This window comes from Ramlibacter sp. AN1015 (genome assembly GCF_037726105.1).
Lineage (GTDB): Bacteria > Pseudomonadota > Gammaproteobacteria > Burkholderiales > Burkholderiaceae_C > Ramlibacter.
On record NZ_JBBJUM010000004.1, the window covers coordinates 125515 to 143343 of the forward strand.

The 17829-nt window shown below is 69.3% G+C and carries 15 protein-coding genes and 1 tRNA gene; 7 read left to right on the forward strand and 9 right to left on the reverse strand.

Features of this window, described 5'->3' with window-relative positions:
- Positions 1–8: 8 nt before the first annotated feature.
- The gene (locus tag WG922_RS08235; protein ID WP_340281976.1) at positions 9–830 is read right to left on the reverse strand and encodes a glycosyltransferase family 2 protein; all 822 of its coding nucleotides are present in this window, start codon (positions 828–830) and stop codon (positions 9–11) included.
- Positions 827–2113: an O-antigen ligase family protein gene (locus tag WG922_RS08240; protein WP_340281978.1), complete on the reverse strand. Its 1287-nt coding sequence runs from the start codon at positions 2111–2113 to the stop codon at positions 827–829. The genes WG922_RS08235 and WG922_RS08240 overlap by 4 nt, the downstream gene beginning before the upstream one ends.
- A gap of 163 nt (positions 2114–2276) precedes the next feature.
- Here WG922_RS08240 and tolB point away from each other — a divergent pair, with 163 nt between their 5' ends.
- The 5 genes from tolB (at position 2277) to WG922_RS08265 (ending at position 5949) form a co-directional block, all read left to right on the forward strand.
- The gene (tolB, locus tag WG922_RS08245) at positions 2277–3563 is read left to right on the forward strand and encodes a Tol-Pal system beta propeller repeat protein TolB (protein ID WP_340281979.1); all 1287 of its coding nucleotides are present in this window, start codon (positions 2277–2279) and stop codon (positions 3561–3563) included.
- A gap of 42 nt (positions 3564–3605) precedes the next feature.
- Positions 3606–4169 (forward strand): peptidoglycan-associated lipoprotein Pal, encoded by a 564-nt coding sequence (gene pal / locus WG922_RS08250; protein WP_340281980.1) that lies wholly within the window; start codon positions 3606–3608, stop codon positions 4167–4169.
- Complete coding sequence (ybgF, locus tag WG922_RS08255) at positions 4169–5020, forward strand: tol-pal system protein YbgF (protein ID WP_340281981.1); 852 nt, start codon at positions 4169–4171, stop codon at positions 5018–5020. Before pal ends, ybgF begins: the two co-directional genes overlap by 1 nt.
- Positions 5017–5796: a tRNA threonylcarbamoyladenosine dehydratase gene (locus tag WG922_RS08260; protein WP_445322806.1), complete on the forward strand. Its 780-nt coding sequence runs from the start codon at positions 5017–5019 to the stop codon at positions 5794–5796. The genes ybgF and WG922_RS08260 overlap by 4 nt, the downstream gene beginning before the upstream one ends.
- Positions 5797–5873: 77 nt before the next feature.
- Positions 5874–5949: transfer RNA gene (locus WG922_RS08265), tRNA-Lys, on the forward strand.
- Positions 5950–6213: 264 nt separating this feature from the next.
- On the opposite strand, the gene WG922_RS08270 is transcribed toward WG922_RS08265, so the two are convergent.
- A complete protein-coding gene (locus tag WG922_RS08270; RefSeq protein ID WP_340281983.1) occupies positions 6214–6606 on the reverse strand; it encodes a nuclear transport factor 2 family protein in 393 nt (130 codons plus the stop codon).
- 259 nt (positions 6607–6865) lie between these two features.
- Here WG922_RS08270 and WG922_RS08275 point away from each other — a divergent pair, with 259 nt between their 5' ends.
- Positions 6866–8677 (forward strand): phosphoethanolamine transferase, encoded by a 1812-nt coding sequence (locus WG922_RS08275; protein WP_340281985.1) that lies wholly within the window; start codon positions 6866–6868, stop codon positions 8675–8677.
- 91 nt (positions 8678–8768) lie between these two features.
- A complete protein-coding gene (locus tag WG922_RS08280; RefSeq protein WP_340281986.1) occupies positions 8769–9587 on the forward strand; it encodes an SDR family NAD(P)-dependent oxidoreductase in 819 nt (272 codons plus the stop codon).
- 373 nt (positions 9588–9960) lie between these two features.
- On the opposite strand, the gene WG922_RS08285 is transcribed toward WG922_RS08280, so the two are convergent.
- The 6 genes from WG922_RS08285 to dapE all read right to left on the reverse strand — a co-directional run bounded on the left by WG922_RS08285 (position 9961) and on the right by dapE (position 17762).
- The gene (locus WG922_RS08285) at positions 9961–11064 is read right to left on the reverse strand and encodes a malate/lactate/ureidoglycolate dehydrogenase (protein WP_340281987.1); all 1104 of its coding nucleotides are present in this window, start codon (positions 11062–11064) and stop codon (positions 9961–9963) included.
- Positions 11061–12758 (reverse strand): thiamine pyrophosphate-binding protein, encoded by a 1698-nt coding sequence (locus WG922_RS08290; protein WP_340281988.1) that lies wholly within the window; start codon positions 12756–12758, stop codon positions 11061–11063. The genes WG922_RS08285 and WG922_RS08290 overlap by 4 nt, the downstream gene beginning before the upstream one ends.
- Before the next feature lie 343 nt (positions 12759–13101).
- The gene (locus tag WG922_RS08295) at positions 13102–13635 is read right to left on the reverse strand and encodes a hypothetical protein (protein ID WP_340281989.1); all 534 of its coding nucleotides are present in this window, start codon (positions 13633–13635) and stop codon (positions 13102–13104) included.
- A 40-nt stretch (positions 13636–13675) separates the two neighbouring features.
- Positions 13676–15745, reverse strand: a complete 2070-nt coding sequence (locus tag WG922_RS08300) for an ABC-F family ATP-binding cassette domain-containing protein (protein ID WP_340281990.1) — start codon at positions 15743–15745, stop codon at positions 13676–13678.
- A complete protein-coding gene (prmB, locus tag WG922_RS08305; protein WP_340281992.1) occupies positions 15742–16605 on the reverse strand; it encodes a 50S ribosomal protein L3 N(5)-glutamine methyltransferase in 864 nt (287 codons plus the stop codon). Before prmB ends, WG922_RS08300 begins: the two co-directional genes overlap by 4 nt.
- Entirely contained in the window at positions 16602–17762 is a 1161-nt protein-coding gene (gene dapE / locus WG922_RS08310) for a succinyl-diaminopimelate desuccinylase (RefSeq protein WP_340281993.1), read from the reverse strand. Before dapE ends, prmB begins: the two co-directional genes overlap by 4 nt.
- Positions 17763–17829 lie beyond the last annotated feature (67 nt).

The window sequence follows — 17829 nt, forward strand, 5'->3', positions numbered from 1 at the left end:
CGCTCCGTTCATGCCCGGGCCTGCGCGGCATCCAGCAGCGCAAGGTCTTCGGGCGACCATTTCTGCTCGAGCGCAATGAGCTGGCCCGCGTCCGCGAAAGGGGTGCGGCGCCCCCGCAGCGTGAGGCGGATGTAGTGGTGCACGAAGCAGTCGAGTGCGATGTGCACGTCGCGGATGTCGCCATGCGAGAGCCGGCGCTTGGCCACGCGCAGGTACAGGTCGAAGTCGGCCGCCTGGATGCGCTCGTCCCACAGACCGACCTTGTCGAGGGCGGCTCGGCGCATGGCCACCGTGTTGCCGACGAATCCGTTGGCGACCTGCAGGCGGAACTGCTGCTGGCGCTCGTGGCAGAACCCGGGCCAGTCGGGGTACATCAAGCGGTGCATCCAGCGCAGCTGCCTGCGGCCCGTGCCCGCAAGGCCCACGACCTTGCGGATGGCCTGCCACCTGCGGCGCAGCGCACGGGTGGCCTCGGGTGTCTGGATGCGCTCGATCCCGCAGCTGGTGGCCACGTCCAGGTCGTGGTGGCGCATGCTGTCCACCAGGGTCTGGTCCCAGCCGGGAGCGACGATGACGTCGTTGTTCAGGAACATGAGCCATTCCCCGCGCGCGCGTTCGATGCCGAGGTTCTGGCTGCGCGGATAGCTCAGGTTTTCGCGGTTGCGCAGCACGGTGGCGCCGGCCTGCGCGAACCACTCCCCGCTGCCGTCGGTGGACGCGTTGTCGATGATGATGAGCTCGTACGGCTGGCGCGTGTTGGCCTTGAGGTGCTCGACGAACAGCTGGTTCATCGGCAGCTGGTTGTGCACCGCGGTGATGATGCTGATCATGCCGGCCGGACCTTCTCGGTGGCAGCGCCCGGGAACACGATGGCCAGCAGCGCCAGGGCATGGAAATGACCGGGGATCATGTCGATGGTGAAGGAGTTGACCAGCATGTTCGGAAGGGCCGCAGCCAGGTAGAGGGCAAGCAGCTTTCGGCGCTCCGGGTGTCGCGCAGTGGCCCGCCAGGCGGCCAGTGGAATCGCCAGGAACAGCAGCAGCCCGAGCGGGCCCACCGCGCCTAGGACGTAGAGGTACTCATTGTGTGGGTTGCCGTGCCGCGGGAACTCGTCCGGCAGGGACTTGGCCATTGCGATGTGCTCGTCGAAGTAGCGCGCCATTGAGCTGCCGAAGACCGGATGCTCTCGTACGATGCCGGACGCAACCGACCAGAATTGCAGGCGCTCGGATTCCGACGTGCTTCGCTGCATCCGCACCTCGGGCGTTGCATGCAGGAACTCCAGCCCACCGTGGGCGGCACGCTGCAGTCCGTCTCCGGCCGGGCCCCACATCAGCACCGGAAACGCCACGGCCGCCGCAACGAGCGCCATGCGGGCCCGACCAGCCGAGAGGCGATGGCGGTTGATCAACAGAAATACGAGCGCGCACAAGATGAAACCCAGGTGGCTGCTGCGGCGGAGGCTGGCCAGGAAGAGCGCGGCGGTGGCGAGTGCCGCGAACGCCACCAACTGGCGCCTGCGCGCTGGATGGTCCAGCGCCCACTGCAAGGCGCCGAAGATCGCCGCGAGCATGATGGGCCCGGTGATGTCGGGCGCGCGCGTGCGCAGCGCGTGGACGGCTTCGTGCAGGCCCCGCGGCAGCGACGCATCGAAGGGGCTGCTCGGATAGGGCAGTTGTCCGTACCACGCGAGCAGCGCCAGTGCTGCACACGCATAGGCGGCCAGGCTGCACACCAGCGCGCCGGCCACCACGCCGGCGTTGCGCTCGAGCAGAAACAGCGGCGACCACAGCACGACGAAGCCGATCACGCGCAGGTGGTTGATGGACGATGCGATCTCCTGCAAGGCGGCGCCGGCAGCGACGTCGCGCAGCACGACCCAGCCGAGGAAGCCAAGGCAGGCCAGGTTGAGCGGGTGGCGCAGCAGGAAGGCCGGGCGGTACTGGACCCAACGGATAATGGCGAGAATCGAAATCGCCGCAGCCAGGATGTTGGTGAGTGCGGTGGACCAGAAAACGGCCACCGTGAATGCCGCCAGGAGCGCAGCGACGCCCCTGCCGGTGCCATCCGTGGGTGCGGCTCGACGCACGGACGCGTACGGGATCGAGGTCATGATGGGCAGCAAGTGTAGTGGGTGCGCCGTGCGGCCCTGACCGCCGGCGCTCGTGGCTGAGCGTCCTGGGCTTCACTGCTCTTCACGGGCGGCAAGGAACCAACGCGCAGTGCTGATGAACCAACACCGGCAGCTTTCGATTCGGACAAAGAGGAGAACCGATATGGATTTGAAGGGAGTGTGGCGCCGCCGCCATTTCGTCGGCCTGCTGGCCACGGCGACCGCCGCACCACACGCGTTCGCGCAGTTCCGCGTCGAGGTCACGGGCGTCGGGCTGACGCAGACGCCGATTGCCATTCCGTCTTTCCGCGGCGAGGGCGACGCACCGCAGCGCATCTCCGCGATCGTGCGTGCCGACCTCGAGCGCAGCGGTCGCTTCCGCCCGGTGGAGACCGGGCCGGGATCACTCGATGAAACCAGCCGCCCCGACATGGGGCCACTGCGCCAGGCGGGCGCCGACGCTCTGACGGCCGGCAGCGTCACGCGCCTGGCCGACGGACGCTGGGACGTGCGCTTCCGCCTGTGGGACGTGCTGCGCACACAGGACCTGGGGGGCGAAAGCTACGCGGTCACCACGGGCGACCTCCGGCTGGCTGCCCACCGCATCTCCGATTTCATCTATGAGAAGCTCACCGGCGAACGCGGCGTCTTCTCGACCCGTGTGGCCTACGTCACGAAGACGGGCGAGCGCTTCAACCTGTGGGTCGCCGATGCAGACGGCGAGAACGCCCAGTCGGCACTCGCCAGCCCGGAGCCGATCATCTCGCCGGCCTGGTCGGCCAACGGCGGACAGCTGGCCTACGTCTCCTTCGAATCGCGCAAGCCCGTGGTCTACGTCCACGATGTCGCCACCGGGCGCCGGCGCCTGCTGGCGAATTTCCGAGGCTCCAACAGCGCGCCGGCCTGGGCGCCCGATGGCAAGACGCTGGCCGTTACCCTCAGTCGCGAAGGCGGCTCGCAGCTCTACACCATCGACGCCGCCGGCGGCGAGCCCAAGCGGCTGATGCAGTCCAGCGGAATCGACACCGAGCCGGTGTATTCGGGCGACGGGCGCTTCATCTATTTCGTGAGCGACCGCGGGGGCTCACCCCAGATCTACCGCGTGTCCACGCAGGGCGGCAATGTAGAGCGCGTCACGTTTACCGGTAGTTACAACATCTCGCCCTGCCTCAGCCCTGACGGGCGATGGCTCGCCTACATTGCGCGCGTTGGCGGGGCGTTCAAGCTGCACGTCATGGACCTGTCCTCCGGCACGGCTACCGCCGTCACGGACACCACCGCCGACGAGAGCCCGAGTTTTGCGCCCAACAGCCGACTGATCGTGTACGCCACCCGCCAAGGCGGCCGCGAAGCCCTCATGACCACCACCGTCGATGGACGCATCAAGGCGCGCCTGGCGGGCCAGAGCGGCGACATCCGCGAGCCCGACTGGGGTCCTTACCCGCGCTGAGCACAAAACCAAGATCATTCCATCGCAAGGAGTCAGTCCCCCATGAAGAAAACCCTCTGGATTCCCCTCGTACTCGCGGCCTTCCTGGCAGGCTGCGGCTCCAGCGTCAAGCTCGAAGACGTGCCCGTGGTCGATCGCGGCCTGACCAACATCGGCTCGGACACCCGCCAGCCCGGTGCCGGCACGCCCGGCGGGGTCGATCCCAACGCAGCAGCACAGAGCCGCGTCGCGCCCGTTGCCGCGGACGATCCGGCCGGCCAGCAGCCGGGCCCGGCAGGCGTGGGCCGCATCATCCTGTTCGACTACGACAGCTTCGTCATCCGGCCGGAGTTCCAGCCGATGGTCGAGTCGCACGCGCGCTACCTCAAGGCGAACAACAGCCGCCGCCTCACCATCGAAGGGCACACCGACGAGCGCGGTGGCCGCGAGTACAACCTCGCGCTGGGCCAGAAACGCTCGGAAGCCGTGCGCCGCGCGCTGGTGCTGCTCGGCGTCGGCGACAACCAGCTCGAGGCCGTGAGCTTCGGCGAAGAGAAGCCGGTCGAGACCGGCCCCGACGAGAGCTCGTTCGCCAAGAACCGCCGCGCCGAACTGGTCTACCGATGATGAGCCCGCACCGCGCACTTCTGTCCGCCGCTGCGCTTGGCGTGGCGCTCCTGGCCGGCGCCCCGGCGCATGCCCAGCTCTTCGCCGACGACGAGGCCCGGCGCGCCATCCTCGACCTGCGCCAGCGGGTCGAGGCTCAGCGCGTGCAGAGCGAGCAGACGGCGGCGCAGCAGGCGGAGCTGCTGCGCCGTGTCACCGAGGAGAACAGCCAGTTTCGCCGCAGCCTGCTCGACCTGCAGGCCCAGATCGAGACCCTGCGCTCCGAACTCGCCGGCCTGCGCGGCCAGGACGAGCAGATGACGCGCCAGCTGGCCGATCTGCAGCGCCTGCAGAAGGACATGGCGCAGGCGGTGGAGGATCGGCTGCGCAAGTTCGAGCCGGTGCGCGTGCAGTCCGAGGGGCGCGAGTTCATGGCCGATCCCGAGGAACAGCGCGCCTTCGACGCGGCGCTCGCCACCTTCCGTCGCGGCGACTTCGCGCAGGCGCAGTCGGCGTTCTCATCGTTCGTGCAGCGCTATCCGCGCAGCGGCTTTCACCCCGCGGCGTTGTTCTGGCTGGGGAACGCGCAGTACGGGCTGCGCGATTGCGCAGGTGCCATCGGCAACTTCCGCGCGCTGCTGCAAAGCGCGCCGGACCATCCGCGCGCACCCGAATCGGTGCTGTCCATCGCCAACTGCCAGCTGGAACTGAAAGACGTTCCCGCGGCGCGGCGCACGCTGGAAGACCTCGTCACCGCCTATCCGCAATCCGAAGCGGCCGGCGCGGCGCGCGAGCGCCTGGCGCGCTTGCCCGCGCCGCAACCGGAGCCTGCGCCGCAGTCGCAGCGCCCGGCCGACAACCGCCGGCGGTGACCACGCTGGACGTCGGCGCCGATCTCCAGCGCCGCTTCGGTGGCCTGGAGCGGCTCTATGGCGTCAGTGGTGCGGCCCGCATCCGCCATGCGCATGTGGCGGTGGTGGGCATCGGCGGCGTCGGCTCCTGGGCCGCCGAGGCGCTCGCCCGCAGCGGCATCGCGCGTCTCACGCTCATCGACCTGGACCACGTCGCCGAATCCAACATCAACCGACAGGTGCATGCGCTGGACAGCACAGTGGGTCAGGCCAAGGTGCAGGCCATGCGCGAGCGCATCGCGCAGATCCACCCCGGCTGCGCCGTCAACGGCATCGAGGACTTCGTCGAACCCGGCAACTGGCCGGCACTGCTGCCCACCAATGCCGATGCCGTCATCGACTGCTGCGACCAGGTGAAGGCCAAGCACGCAATGGCCGCGTGGGCACTGCGCACCCGGGCACTTTTCATCACGGTAGGCGCGGCCGGGGGCAAGCGCCACGCCCACAAGGTCGATATCGACGACCTGGCCCACACCACGCACGATCCGCTGCTCGCGCAGCTGCGCTATCGCTTGCGCAAGTTCGACGGCGCACCGCGCGAAGGCAAGACGATGCGCATTGCCTGCGTCTTCAGCCGCGAGGCCGTGGCCCCACCGGATGCCTCCTGCGCGATCGACGGCGACGGCACGCTCAACTGCCACGGCTACGGCTCGGTGGTCAGCGTCACGGCCACCTTCGGGCAGTGCGCCGCAGGCTTCATCCTCGACCGTCTCGCGAGAGAAACCCGAAAAAGTTAGGCTATACTCGTGGGCTGCGCTGCAATGCAAAACAAGCTTGCAGCAACGCATCGCCGGGGGTTCTCCGGCAAGCGCGTGGGACGTTAGCTCAGTTGGTAGAGCAGCGGACTTTTAATCCGTTGGTCGCAGGTTCGAATCCTGCACGTCCTACCAGAATCGATAGCAGCCGGGCCAGCCGTTGTGCGGGTTCCGGCTGTTTCTTTTTTCGGTTCTGGGAATGCCTCTTCGCCTCGCTGCGAGCACATGGGGGAAAGTGTGCGGACCCTTGTGGGGGCTCCGGCCAACCTGCCCGCGTTCGCACTGCTCGCTTCATTGCGGCCATGGCCGTTTGCAGAAAAGGTCTTGCCAAACTGCGCTTCCACGGCGCTTCACAGCGCTTCGGCTGCGGGAAGGCGACGAGAGAAGAAGTTGGTCGGGTCAGCGCATCAACTTCGTCCACTGCCCGGTGTCGGTGAACCCCTGGAAGGTCACCACCTTGCCTTCGCTGAACCGATAGACATGGCAGAACGGCGCGTCGAGCGTCTGCCCGCCGTTCTTCGTCGTTCCGCCGAACCTGCCAAGCACCACGACGTGGTCGCCGCCGTCGATGAATGTGGTGGGTACCGCAGTGAAATTGTCGAACGCCGCGACTACCCGCCCCAGCACGCCCTCACCGACGGCCTGCGCGCTCCGGTACGGGTTCCGGTCTGCAAGTGGCATCCCCTCCGGCTCGTTCCACGCGACGGCCGGATCGAAGGTCCCAAAGAGCACCGATGGATCGGATCTGCCTAATGCGGCGTACGCGTCCTTGATCGTATCGACGGGCGACATATGGGCCTCCAATCGCGTGTAGGGGACATGGATGCTGGCACGCGGAGTCAACGGCATTGCGGTGTTTTGTGTCTATCCGTCAGCGTCGATCCGAAGCTGATGCTCCCGCTTGCAGGGAGCCGCCGCAGTCATCCGTCGATCCGGGACGCACGTCGCCCAGCCCGGTCCGCTGGCGGTGGCGGCGCACGCCCGCAGCGCGCACCGCCAGGACGACTTGCACCGGTCAAGGCCCGAAGGAGCTAGTGCTTGCGTGCACGGCATGCGTTACACCCTTGTCATCAGCCTGTCACAGGCACTCGATCGGCTCATGGCGCTTGACGCAACTTCCTGGCTCATGAGGGGCAGCGCGCACATCGGCGAAGCGCTCTTCTACATCGGCTTTCTCACCCTCGGCATCTTGCTGCTGACCCGCCGCAGGTGGATCGCCGCGACCGCCAGTCTCGCCCTGGCCGGACTCTGGCTGACCTACTTCCTGTCGATGTCCATCTACCTGCAGGGGCTGGGCGAAGACTCGTTCGCCGAGACGGCGAGCTTCAACATGGAAGAGGCGCGGTTCTGGTGGTTCACCATGAGCGAGGCGCTCTATGCGGACTTCAGCTTGCGCAAGTTCGCCGCCTACACGGCGGCGGCCCTTATCGTTTTCTTCGTCTTGCACTGGGGCGGCCGAAAGGCCAGGCTTGACCGGCGCTTCCCTGGCCTTGCGACGATTGCCGTCTCCGTCGTCTGCGTGGTCGTGGCCTTGCACCACACCGGCGCCATGGCGCTGGCGTTCTACCTCGACAACTCGCAGCGCTTCACCCTCACGGAGCGCAACTTCCGCCAGCCGGTGCCGCAGATGCGCGCCGCCAGCAGCGGCCTCCAGGTGGTCGTGTACATCGGCGAATCGACCACCGTCATGCACATGGGCCTGTACGGCTACCCCAGGAACACCACCCCGCAACTGAGTGCGCTCGCACGCAGCGATCCGCAGCTGCTGGTGTTTCGCAACGTGCTCTCCACCCACACGCACACCAGCGGGTCCCTGCTCGAAGCGCTGTCGATCGGCATCGACCGCGAGGAAGACCGGCTGCCCATCGCGCGAAGGAAGCGCATGCCGGTGGTGGACGTGCTGGCCGGTGCCGGCGTCGAGTCCCGGTTGATCAGCAACCAGGGCATGCGCGGCGCGGCGGATCATGCCGGCTCGGTGATCTTCAGGAACGCGCGCAACACCTTCCGCATCCAGGAAGAGGTCGAGGCCGTGCGCCGCGGCGAGACGCCGCCGCCGCGGTGGGACCACGCCTTCTTCGACTGGCAACTCGACCGCGAATCGCCCTCGAACCACCCGCGCGTGCTGTTCATGCACTCGTACGCCGGTCACGGCCCCTATGCCGAGCACACACCGCCCGCGTTCCGCACCCGCATCGACGACGCTTTCGCAGGCATGTCTGCGCGGCAGGTGGCCGACGGCGCGCATGACAAGGTGATCGAGGGCGTCGAGCAGTACGACGCGGCGATACGGTATGTCGATCACAGCGTCTCACGCGCCATTGCACGCGTGAAGGCGTCGCCGATGCCGCAGGTGCTGGTCTATTTCTCGGACCACGGGGAGGCGGTGTACAGCCGCCGCGGCCATGACTCTTCGCGCTTCAAGCACGAGATGGTCCGGGTCCCCTTCCTCATGTATTTCAATGACGCCGCCGCAGCGCAGGCCCCCGCGCTCTACGCGAAGTACAAGTCGCTCGCCGCCTCGGCAGAGATCGCCACGCTGGCGCAGCTGCCCTCCACCTTGCTCGATCTGATCGGCACGACGCCCGCGACGCCCGGTTCCGTGGCCCTGCTGCCCGTGGTGGGCGAGAACACGCGCCCGGCGCCTATCGTGGTGCGCGAGACCGGGCGGGGCATCCATTACCTCAGCCTCGATCCCGAGCCTGCGAGCGCCAGCGCCGCAGCGACCGACGACGAGGACACCCGCACCTTCCTGGCGCTGCGCGCGGGCACGCTGCCTGCAGACGCCGTCTGCAAGGGCAAGCCTCCCACGTTCGAGGCACTCGCCCGCCGCGTCCTGCTGGCCGGCTGCACGCCCTCGCACTGAGGGCACGGGCGAAGGTTCCGGGCATGACGCTTGCCCCTGCGGGGCTTCGATCGACCTGCGCTCCACAGGCGCCCCGGCACGAGGATTTCACATGAACCAGGATATCTCCGCACCGCGCCCGCTGGCCGTCGTCACCGGCGGCTCCTCCGGCATCGGCTACCACCTCGCGCGCTGCGCGGCAGAGCACGGCTACGACCTCGTGCTAGCCGCCGACACGCCGATGGACGAGGCCGTGCGCGAACTCGAAGCCATGGGCGCGACGGTCGAGGCGGTGGCCTGCGATCTCGCCGGCGAAGACGGCGTGAAGGCGCTGCTCGCGTGCATCGGGAACCGCGACGTCGATGCCCTGATGGCCAACGCCGGCCATGGGCTCGGCGGCGCCTTCATGGAGCAGGAGTTCAAGGACATCCTGCACGTGATCAACACGAACATCACCGGCACCGTGCACCTGATCCAGCAGGTGGGCCGCCGCATGATCGCTCGCAAGGCGGCGGGCACCACGCCGCGCATCCTGATCACCGGCTCCATCGCCGGGTTCCTGCCTGGCAGCTTCCAGGCCGTCTACAACGGCACCAAGGCCTTCATCGATTCGTTCAGCATCGCACTGCGCAACGAACTCCAGGGCACCGGCGTCACCGTGAGCTGCCTGATGCCCGGCCCCACGGACACCGAGTTCTTCGAGCGCGCCGGCATGCAGGACACCAAAGTGGCCAACTCGCAGGCCATGATGATGGAGCCCGAGGTGGTGGCCCGCATCGGTTTCGACGCGATGCTCAAGGGCGAGGCCGACGTGGTCGCCGGCTGGAAGAACAAGCTTCAGGTCGCCGCCAGCAAGGTGATGCCGGCACAGGCCACGGCAGCCATGCACCGCAAGCTGGCTCAGCCGCAGAGGCAGGACGACAAGCAGTGATCGGTGGTCCAGGCGGCGCCGCAGGTGGCTGCTGAATTTTTCAGCACGACCGGCAAACCCAGGCCTGGCGCGGGTTGCGGAGCTTGTCCCCGCATCTGTCCACAGCCTAGACCACAGCCGCACTGGACAACTTCGCGCCTTGGCAAGCGGCCTTGCGGTGCACGGCAGGCGCGATTGCTGCGCGCGACAAGCAACAAAGTAATTCCTAAGGTGTATGCAGGCCGGCAGGGTCCATGGGGCGAAGGTGCAGCGACGGCGTCAGCCGTCTTGCCACCGCACCGGAGCGCCGGTCACTGCACGCGACGCATGCGGCGAGCACGGTACGTGCGCCGCGTCGGCTCGCCCCGGGGCGGCCGGACCCCGCGGCGAGGGATCAGCCCGAAGCCCGCGCGAGCGCCGACAGCGGCCCCGGCGTGTCGGTGCCGCGTGCGTGGCCCACCGCCCGTGCGGCGGCATCCATCTGCGCCAGCGTGGCGCCGTCGATCGGCACCGCGTCGGCGCGCTCGCGGCGCGTGCGGCGCTCAGGGTCGCCCGGCATGAGCACGCCCTCGCTGCCTGCCCGGGGCGGCGCCGACTGCACCCATTCGGCGAACGCCGCGAACTCGGTGCCGAACGCGTCCATCGCGCCCATGCGAGCCGGGTCGAACACGATGGCCAGCATGTTGTTCCACACCGCGTACTTCATCTGCGTGTGCAGCGGACGCGGCGTGTCGCCGCCGATCATCGCGGCGCCCAGGATTTCGCAGACCATCGCGAGCGCGTAGCCCTTGTGGCCCGCGAAAGGCAGCAGCGCGCCGGGCGGCGTGCCGGCCGGCGGGAACATCGCCGAGGGGTCGGTGGTCGGCGCGCCACTGTGGTCCAGCAGCGCGTTCGCAGGCACCTGCACGCCCTTGTTGTGCGCCACGCGCACCTTGCCCAGCGCAAGGGCGCTGGTGGCGAAGTCCAGCACCACAGGCTCGCGCCCCGGCACCGGAATACCGACCGTGAACGGGTTGGTGACGAAGCGCGCCTGGGTGCCGCCGTGCGGCGCCACCACCGGCTTGCTCACCACGTTGACGAAGTGCACCGAAACCAGCCCGGCGGCGACGGCCTGTTCCGCCCAATGGCCGACGCGGCCGAGGTGGTGCGTGTTGCGCAGGCCCATGACGCACACGCCCTGCGCGCGGGCGCGCTCGATGGCCAGGGCCATGGCGGCCTGCGTGACAGCCTGTCCCATGCCGCGCTGCGCGTCCAGCGTAAGCATGCTGCCGTGGTCATGCACCACGCGTGGCTGCTGATTCAGCTGCAGTTCGTCGGCGAGCCACGAATCGACGTAGCGCGGGATCATGCCGACCCCGTGAGAGTCGTGTCCGGCCAGGTTGGCCGCGACCAGATGGTCGGCGGTGAGGCGGGCTTCACGCCCGTCGGAGCCGGCGGCGAGCCAGAGCGCGACCACCCAGTCGTGCAGCGCCGCAGTGGGGATGAGGTGCGGCGTCATTGCGCTGCCTCGGCCTCGGCCTCGACCTCGACCAGGCGCAGCGCGGGTGTGATCTGGCGCGGATCGGTGCGCAGGTGCAGCAGCGCCGGCCTTGCGGCGGCCTGGGCCCGCGCAAACGCGTCCGCGAAATCCTCGGTGCGTTCCACCCGCTCGGCATGCGCGCCGCATGCACGGGCCAGCGCCACGAAGTCGGGGCCGCGCAGCGCGGTGCCGCTGACGCGTCCGGGAAAGCGCTTTTCCTGGTGCATGCGGATCGTTCCGTACATGCCGTTGTCGATGACCAGCACGATCACCGAGATGCCGTACTCCATCGCGGTCACGAGCTCCTGCGGATACATGAGGAAGCAGCCGTCGCCGGCGAAGCAGACCACGGTGCGCTGCGGGTGGCGCAGCTTGGCCGCCAGCGCCGCGGGCAGGCCGTAGCCCATCGCGCCGCAGGTGGGCGCGAGCTGCGTGCGTCCCTGGCGGTACCGGTAGAAGCGGTGGAGCCAGACGGTGTAGTTGCCCGCGCCGTTGGTGAGGATGGCATCGTCCGGCAAGGTGCGGTCGAGGTGGGCGACGACCTGGCCCATCTCGACGCCCTGGTGCTGCGGGTGGGGTGGCAGCGGTTCCGAGAACGCGAGGTGGTCGGCGCGCGCGCCGCGCGCCCAGTCCCGCCACGGCAGCGCGGCAGGCGGGCGCAAGGCCTTGAGCATCGCAGCCGCCGGCGCTGCCGCGGCCTGCACGGCGAGCGCGGGCTGAAAGACGCGGCCGAGTTCTCCGGCGTCCGCATGCAGGTGCACCAGCTTCTGGGCCGGGCAGGGCGGGGTCAGCAGCGTGTAGCCGTCGGTCGAGATGTCGCCCAGCCGCGTGCCCACCGCGAGCAGCAGGTCGGCGTTGCGCACGCGTTCGGCCAGGCGCGGGTTGATGCCCAGGCTCAGGTGGCCAACATAGGCGTCGCAGCGGTTGTCCAGCACATCCTGCCGTCGGAACGACGCGGCCACAGGCAGCTGCCAGGCGGTCGCGAAATCGGCGAGATCGCGGCGCGCCTGCTCGCTCCAGTTCGGCCCGCCGACGATGACCAGCGGCTGGCGGGCGGCGGCCAGCAGGTCGGCGATCGCCTGCGCATCGGCGGCCGACGGTGCGGCCTGTACCGGCTTCGTGGCATGCGCGTCGGCCACGGCGCAGACGGCTCCCAGCACGTCTTCCGGCAGCGCCAGCACCACCGGCCCCGGGCGGTCCGAGGTGGCGCAGTGGAAGGCCCGCGCCACGAACTCGGGGATGCGCGCCGGATCGTCGATCTCGGCGACCCATTTCGCCACGGTGCCGAACACCGCGCCGTAGTCCATTTCCTGGAAGGCTTCGCGGCCGCGGTGTTCGGTGGCGATCTGCCCCACGAACAAGATCATGGGGGTCGAGTCCTGGGCGGCGATGTGCACGCCGATGCTCGCGTGGGTGGCACCCGGCCCGCGGGTGACGAAACAGATGCCCGGGCGCCCGGTGAGCTTGCCCTCGGCCTCGGCCATGTTCGCGGCGGCGCCTTCGTGCTTGGTCACCACGATGCGCACCTCAGGGTGGTCGTGCAGCGCATCCAGCACCTCGAGGTAGCTCTCGCCGGGTACGCAGAACACGCGATCGACGCCGTGCAGGCGCAGCGCATCGACCAGGATGCGGCCGCCGGATCGAGACGGAGGGGAGGGTGGTGAAGCGGTCATCGGGAGGGGCTGTCGAAGTGGGCTGTCGAAGTGGGCAGTTGGAGTGGGCGATCAAGTTGGCCAGGCGCGGTCCACGGTCGTTGACGCGGATGTGCCCGGGCAGTCCGCACACGGCGGTGGGCGCAAAGCGCCGGCTCGCCCGACGGAACGCGCGCCCGGCCCCGCGAAACGCGCACATTGTGAACCACCTCTTTCGCCATGGCGGCACGCAGCGACGCGAGGGCACGAGGCGATGCACGCAAGACGATGCAGGCCACACGATGCGCCGAATTCACCTGGCCACGAGACCATTGCATGCAACGCGCATGCGCAGCCGCCTGCGACACGGCCGCGCGCGCCTGTTTCAGTCGCGCGGCGCAGTGCCCGGTGCCGGCAGCGCCAGCTGGGCCGACTGCACCACGCGCACGCAGTCCCGGATGTGCTCCTCGCCCAGATAGCGGATGGCGGCGTAGCCGATCAGTGCCGAGGCGGCCTGTCCGGCAAACGGGACGTACTTGGCGGCCTGCCGCGCACTCATGCGCAAGCCGATGGTCTGCATGGCGCGGATCACCAGGTCGCGCGTGATGAACTTCCCGATCAGCATGGAGCCGACCACGCCCACCGCTTTCTGCACCTGCTCGCGCTTGTGAACGGGGAGCTGGTCGAGCTGTGCCGGCGTGAGGCCGAACTGCGCGTTGATGGCCGGCAGCAGGCGCGAGAGCAGGGCGGCATCGACCATCCAGTCGAGCCCTGGGACCGGCACGGCGCCGGCCGCGGCTCCCATCAGCGCACGCCGGTTCAGCAGGCGGCGCGCGGCGCGCACCCGCGCCAGCAGGATCGGGTTGTCGGCGGCAAGCTCGGCAGGATCGTCGGGGGCGGGGCGGCGGAGGACGAGCATGTGCTGCATGGTGGGGGCGAGCGCCGTGCGGCGCAAGGAATTACGCCGCCGCTTCGATGGTCTCGATGTCGCCGGAGAGCTCCAGCCAGCGCTCTTCGAGCGCCTGCAGTTCGTCGCCGATGGCCTTGAGGCGCCGCCCCGCCTCGGCAATCGCCGCCGGAGGCGTTCCTGGGCCGCCGAGCTGTGCCTCGATGGCGTCCTTGTCGGCCTGCAACTGCGCCATGCGCGCATCCACCTGCTCGAGTTCGCGGCGCAGCGGGCGCAGCCGGGCCGAGAGCTGCTGGCGCGCCTGCGCGTCCAGCCGGCGCTGCGTGCCCGCATCGACCGCCGCAGGGGCTCCCTGAGCGCGAGCGGCAGCGGCGCTGCCGGGGTTGGTGGCCGGGGTGGCTGTGGGTGCAACTGGTGGGGCGGTGGCTGCTGCGGCGGATGCGGACTGCTGCGCCTGTGCAGCCGCCTGGCTCGTGGCTCGAGCCTGCTCGCGCAGGCGCCGGGCCTCCTCCAGCAGGTACTGCTGGTAGTCGTCGAGGTCGCCGTCGAAAGGCTTGACCTCTCCGCGGCCGACCAGCCAGAACTCGTCGCACACGGCCCGAAGCAACGCGCGGTCGTGGCTCACCAGCATCACCGTGCCCTCGAACTCGTTCAGCGCCACCGACAGCGCCTCGCGCGTGGCGAGGTCCAGGTGGTTGGTGGGCTCGTCCAGCAGCAGCAGGTTGGGGCGCTGCCAGACCATCATGGCCAGCACCAGCCGCGCCTTCTCGCCGCCGCTCATGGTGCCCACGGACTGCGCCACCATGTCGCCGGAGAAGTTGAAGGTGCCCAGGAAGTTGCGCAGTTCCTGCTCGCGCGCCTGGGGGCCGGCATCGCGCGCCAGGCGGATCATGTGCTCCAGCGCGTTGCTCTCGGGGTGCAGCACGTCCAGCTCCTGCTGCGCGAAGTAGCCGATGTGCAGCCCCTTGCCCTCCGTGACGGTGCCCGACACGAGGGACAGGTCGTGTGCGATGGTCTTGACGAGGGTCGATTTGCCCTGGCCGTTGGCGCCCAGGATGCCGATGCGCTGGCCCGCCAGCACCGAGCGGTTGACGCCGCGCAGGATGACCGTAGGCGGCGCGTCCTCGCGCGGGTAGCCGAATGCGGCGTCGCTGATCGCCAGCATCGGGTTGGGCAGGTTGGCCGGCTCCTTGAATTCGAAGCTGAACTCGGCGTCGGCCAGCACCGGCGCGATCTTCTCCATGCGCTCGAGGGCCTTGACGCGGCTTTGCGCCTGCTTGGCCTTGCTCGCCTTGGCCTTGAAGCGGTCGATGAACTTCTGCAGGTGCGCGATCTTGTCCTGCTGCTTGGAAAAAGCCGCCTGCTGCTGCTCGAGCTGCTCCGCACGCATGTTCTCGAAAGCGCTGTAGTTGCCGCCGTAGCGCACGAGCTTCTGCTTGTCGATGTGCAGGGTGACGTTGGTCACCGCGTCGAGGAACTCGCGGTCGTGGCTGATGACGACCAGGGTGCCCGCATAACGCTGCAGCCACGCCTCCAGCCACACCAGCGCGTCGAGGTCGAGGTGGTTGGTGGGTTCGTCCAGCAGCAGCAGGTCGGACGGGCTCATGAGCGCCCGGGCGAGCTGCAGGCGCATGCGCCAGCCGCCCGAGAAGCTGTTGACCGGGTGGTCGAGCTCGCCCGTCTTGAAGCCCAGGCCCAGGATCAGCGCCTGCGCGCGGGGCACCGCATCGTGCTCGCCGGCGTCGTGCAGGTCGCCGTGCGCATGCGCGATGGCCATGCCGGCCTCGGCGTCTTCGGGGTCGGCTTCGAGCGCCGCCTCGGCCCGCCCCAGAGCGTCGCGCAGCGCCATGAGGCGGGTGTCGCCCGCCAGCACGAAGTCGGTTGCGGACTCGTCGGTCTCCGGCATGTGCTGGGCCACCTGGGCCATCTGCCAGTGGGCAGGCCGCGAGAAGTCGCCGCCGTCCTCGTGCAGGCTGCCGTTAAAGAGGGCGAACAGGGTGGATTTGCCGGCGCCGTTGCGCCCGACCAGCCCGACCTTCTCGCCGGGGTTGAGGGTCACGGAGACCTTGTCCAGCAGCACCTTGGTGCCGCGTCGAATGGTGACGTCGCGTAGCGTGATCATGGGGCGAGCGCCTCCCGGGTGAGCAGCAGCACCTGGTCGCTTCCGGCGCTGGTTTCCAGCCACACCGCTTCCAGGCGCGCAAAGGCGGCTTCGAAGTGCGCGCGCTCGTTGCCGATTTCGAGCACCAGCACACCCCGTTCGGCCAGGTGCTGCGGGGCGGCCTGCAGCAGCCGGCGAACGAAGTCCATCCCGTCGGCGCCGCCAGCCAGCGCCAGCTCCGGCTCGGCCCGGTATTCCGGAGCGAGAGCGGCCATGCTGTGGGCGTTCACGTAGGGCGGGTTGCACAGGATCAGGTCGTACGGCCCATCGACGGCCTCCAGCGCGTCGGACTGCAGCAGGCGCACGCGCTGGGCCAGGCCATGGCGCTCGACGTTCATGCGGGCGACAGCCAGCGCATCGGGCGACAGGTCGGCGCCATCGACCGCGACTTCCGGCCACGCCATGGCCGCGAGCACCGCCAGACTGCCGTTGCCGGTGCACAGGTCGAGCACGCGCCGGGTGTGCGCGCCCAGCCAGGGGTCGATGCTCGCGTCGGCGATCAGCTCGGCGATGAAGGAGCGCGGAACGATCGTGCGTTCATCGACGTGGAACGGCACGCCTTGCAGCCAGGCCTCGCCGGTGAGGTAGGCGCTAGGTTTGCGGCTGGCGATGCGCTCGGTCACCAGGGCGGCGACGGCAGCCGCCTGCGCCGCATCGACCGGCCGCTGCGCCGCAGCGTCGAGGTCGTCCAGCGGCAGGCCCAGGCGCCACAGCACCAGCCAGGCGGCCTCGTCGAAGGCGTTGGTCGTGCCGTGGCCGAACGCCACGCCCGCGTCGGCCAGACGCTGTGCGCTGGCCTCGATCAGCTCGATGACGGTCATGCGCGTTGCCGCTCCTGCGCCTCGAGACGCTCGAGCGTTGCGCGGTAGATGTTCTTCAGAGGCTCGACGTCGGCGACCTCCACGTGCTCGTCGATCTTGTGGATGCTGGCGTTCACCGGACCGAACTCGATCACCTGCGGGCAGATGCGCGAGATGAAGCGACCGTCGCTGGTGCCACCCGTGGTGGACAGGGCCGTGTCGATGCCCGTCTCCTCGCGGATTGCCTGCCGGATGGCATTGACCAGCTCGCCCGGCCGCGTGAGGAAGGGCTGCCCGCCGACGGTCCAGGCCAGGCGGAAGCTGAGGCCGTGACGGCGCAGCACCTCGTCCACCCGCTGCTGCAGCCCCTCGGCGGTGCACTCGCTGGAGAAGCGGAAGTTGAAGTCGATCACCACCTCGCCCGGAATCACATTGCCGGCCCCGGTGCCGCCGTGGATGTTGCTGACCTGGAAGCTGGTGGGCGGAAAGAACTCGTTGCCCTCGTCCCAGCGCGTCTGCGCCAGTTCGGCCAGGGCCGGCAGCGCCTGGTGGATGGGATTGCGCGCGAGCTGCGGATAGGCGATGTGGCCCTGGACGCCCTCGACCACGAGCTTGCCCGTGAGGCTGCCGCGGCGGCCGTTCTTGATCATGTCGCCCAGGCGCTCGACCGAGGTCGGCTCGCCGACGATGCACCAGTCGAGACGCTCGCCGCGCTCGCGCAGGCGCTCGCAGACGACCACGGTGCCGTCGATGCTCGGGCCTTCCTCGTCGCTGGTGATCAGCATCGCGATCGACAGGACCGGCTCGGGGGTGGCCGTGAGGAACTCCTCCACGGCCACCGTGAACGCCGCGATCGAGGTCTTCATGTCGGCGGCGCCGCGGCCATAGAGGCGGCCATCGCGGTGCGTCGGAACGAAGGGGTTGCTGTGCCACTGCTCCAGCGGCCCCGTGGGCACGACGTCGGTGTGGCCGGCGAACACGATCGTGCGTGCGCCCCGACCCGCCCGCCGCGCCCAGAGGTTGGAGACGCGGAAGTCGTCGGGGCCGCTGTCCAGGGATTCGCAGGCGAAGCCCAGCGGCGCCAGGCGGGCAGCGAGGATCGGCTGGCAGCCGGCGTCGTCGGGGGTGACCGAGCGGCGCGACATCAGCTGCTCGGCGAGGTGTACGGTCTTGTTCATGGCGAGGGTGCCGCGGCCGGCGGGGCGCGGCGGAAAAAGGAGGTTGGCTTCAGGCGCGTGCGGCCGG

Bases quoted from the DNA above. Each gene is read 5' to 3' on its own strand.
- ybgF (WP_340281981.1), top strand. From the start codon at position 4,169: ATGAGCCCGCACCGCGCACTTCTGTCCGCCGCTGCGCTTGGCGTGGCG.
- WG922_RS08275 (WP_340281985.1), top strand. From the start codon at position 6,866: ATGCGTTACACCCTTGTCATCAGCCTGTCACAGGCACTCGATCGGCTC.
- pal (WP_340281980.1), top strand. From the start codon at position 3,606: ATGAAGAAAACCCTCTGGATTCCCCTCGTACTCGCGGCCTTCCTGGCA.
- dapE (WP_340281993.1), bottom strand. From the start codon at position 17,762: ATGAACAAGACCGTACACCTCGCCGAGCAGCTGATGTCGCGCCGCTCG.
- WG922_RS08290 (WP_340281988.1), bottom strand. From the start codon at position 12,758: ATGACCGCTTCACCACCCTCCCCTCCGTCTCGATCCGGCGGCCGCATC.
- WG922_RS08295 (WP_340281989.1), bottom strand. From the start codon at position 13,635: ATGCTCGTCCTCCGCCGCCCCGCCCCCGACGATCCTGCCGAGCTTGCC.
- WG922_RS08240 (WP_340281978.1), bottom strand. From the start codon at position 2,113: ATGACCTCGATCCCGTACGCGTCCGTGCGTCGAGCCGCACCCACGGAT.
- tolB (WP_340281979.1), top strand. From the start codon at position 2,277: ATGGATTTGAAGGGAGTGTGGCGCCGCCGCCATTTCGTCGGCCTGCTG.
- WG922_RS08270 (WP_340281983.1), bottom strand. From the start codon at position 6,606: ATGTCGCCCGTCGATACGATCAAGGACGCGTACGCCGCATTAGGCAGA.
- prmB (WP_340281992.1), bottom strand. From the start codon at position 16,605: ATGACCGTCATCGAGCTGATCGAGGCCAGCGCACAGCGTCTGGCCGAC.
- WG922_RS08300 (WP_340281990.1), bottom strand. From the start codon at position 15,745: ATGATCACGCTACGCGACGTCACCATTCGACGCGGCACCAAGGTGCTG.
- WG922_RS08280 (WP_340281986.1), top strand. From the start codon at position 8,769: ATGAACCAGGATATCTCCGCACCGCGCCCGCTGGCCGTCGTCACCGGC.
- WG922_RS08285 (WP_340281987.1), bottom strand. From the start codon at position 11,064: ATGACGCCGCACCTCATCCCCACTGCGGCGCTGCACGACTGGGTGGTC.
- WG922_RS08235 (WP_340281976.1), bottom strand. From the start codon at position 830: ATGATCAGCATCATCACCGCGGTGCACAACCAGCTGCCGATGAACCAG.